Raw genomic sequence first — 1,473 nt, 5'->3', positions numbered from 1 at the left:
TGAGAGCCTACAAGGATAAGAATTTGAAGCTGTTGAAATGGCATTGGATGTCAGCAATTAAGATGCTTCAAAATTTAGTAAGGGACCCACAAGCATCCTATTAAATTCGTGGGGATCCCTCAGACCCTGACCCCACTAAATTATTGTGTTTCTATTTTTGAGCCTGACGGCGAACCATTTTCTTTGTATCTGACAATGAGGGTTTTATACGAAATATTTAGTTCGGAGTCTGATTTTCTTAATTCCAAGTTGAAGCACTCGTACATTTCTGCTTCGGTATTGGAAGCATTGCACGGGTTACCGGATTTGGCTGATGCAGTGGTGATGCTAACGAGAGCAAAAAACACACCGCTTGTTGCCGCTAGTTTCCAGTGCATAGTTCCCCTAACGCCCGCCGATACGGCGATTATGAGTGTTTTGCAATGAAGTTGCAGCGAGTAATTGTCCAAGCCCAACTTGTTGGGTGAACATAAGGCGCTTGTTATGCACGTTTGTCTACTTTCCATGGTGGGTTTAAACGATTTTCACCAGCCCAATAAAGCTTTATTTTATTACCAGACGGATCTTTAATTATCGCTTCTTTCCAAAGATAACGCTGTTCTGTTGGTTCTTGTTCAAAGACAATACCTTTTTGTGCTAGGTTTTCACATAGTTCTTCAAGGTCTTCGTGCTCGAAATAGATAACTGAATGATTTTCAAATTTATCGTTTTCGAGAGAAAGAGAAAAGGTAGAATCGCCTTCTGGGCAAGAGAAACGAGCATAATGGGGTGTATCAACAATTTGAGTGAAGCCCAGCTTTAGATAAAACTGAACAGCATCTTCCATATTTTTAACGTGTAAAGTGACCTGATTAAGTTCCATCTATCCTCCAAGAGCATAACGCCCAAAGCGGCGGCGAAGCCGTCCAGCCACGAAGTGGCGATGCTGTCTTTGCTTGTTATGCGCCATTACCAAGCGCTATTATTGCAACAATCAATGCCGTAGAAGAAATAAAGAAACTAGACAGTGCTATCAAGAAATTCGACGAATTTGACATTCGAGCATAATAGAACTCTCGCATTTGCTTAGTATTTTTGTCTCGCTCTTCAAGTGATATTTCTTCATTTGTATGAAACTGCCTTGATGCCTCTATAACATTTCTTTCTATATTTGCGTGCCACTCTTTATTAAAAGCATCTGTAGCATTGAATATTACGTTAATAAACTTTTTGTACATTAATACAACCTTCTATACGAAAGAGTGACATTAGCGAAAGCGCATAACGCCCACTTAAGCGGACAAAAACAGTTGGTTATAATGTGAAGCGAAGCGGAACCTAACCAACTGTTTTTGTTCCGTTTGAAGTGCTTGTGTACGCCCAGCATGGGCATGAACTAATGAGGTGAAAGTCCTCTGTAGGAAGGTCACCGTTACTCTTATTAATTAGAGAATAACATACTGTTATTAAACGTTAACTACTAGTGAATGGCAA

General features: G+C 40.2%; 3 protein-coding genes. All 3 read right to left on the bottom strand.

The features are described from left to right. Positions 1 to 140 precede the first annotated feature (140 nt). Entirely contained in the window at positions 141 to 377 is a 237-nt protein-coding gene (locus H5181_RS20245; RefSeq protein WP_182751888.1) for a lysozyme inhibitor LprI family protein, read from the bottom strand. 104 nt (positions 378 to 481) lie between these two features. Next, positions 482 to 862, bottom strand: a complete 381-nt coding sequence (locus H5181_RS20240; RefSeq protein WP_182751887.1) for a VOC family protein — start codon at positions 860 to 862, stop codon at positions 482 to 484. A 76-nt stretch (positions 863 to 938) separates the two neighbouring features. After that, on the bottom strand, positions 939 to 1,217 hold the full coding sequence (locus tag H5181_RS20235) for a hypothetical protein (protein WP_182751886.1): 279 nt from the start codon (positions 1,215 to 1,217) through the stop codon (positions 939 to 941). Positions 1,218 to 1,473 lie beyond the last annotated feature (256 nt).

The sequence above is a fragment of the Shewanella sp. SG44-2 genome (assembly GCF_014164215.1).
Classification (GTDB): domain Bacteria; phylum Pseudomonadota; class Gammaproteobacteria; order Enterobacterales; family Shewanellaceae; genus Shewanella; species Shewanella frigidimarina.
Note: the sequence above shows the minus strand (reverse complement) of the source record. Positions and strands in the feature narration are given on the sequence as shown.

Coding starts and splice junctions, on each gene's coding strand:
- H5181_RS20245 (WP_182751888.1), bottom strand. CDS start 377: ATGCACTGGAAACTAGCGGCAACAAGCGGTGTGTTTTTTGCTCTCGTT.
- H5181_RS20240 (WP_182751887.1), bottom strand. CDS start 862: ATGGAACTTAATCAGGTCACTTTACACGTTAAAAATATGGAAGATGCT.
- H5181_RS20235 (WP_182751886.1), bottom strand. CDS start 1,217: ATGTACAAAAAGTTTATTAACGTAATATTCAATGCTACAGATGCTTTT.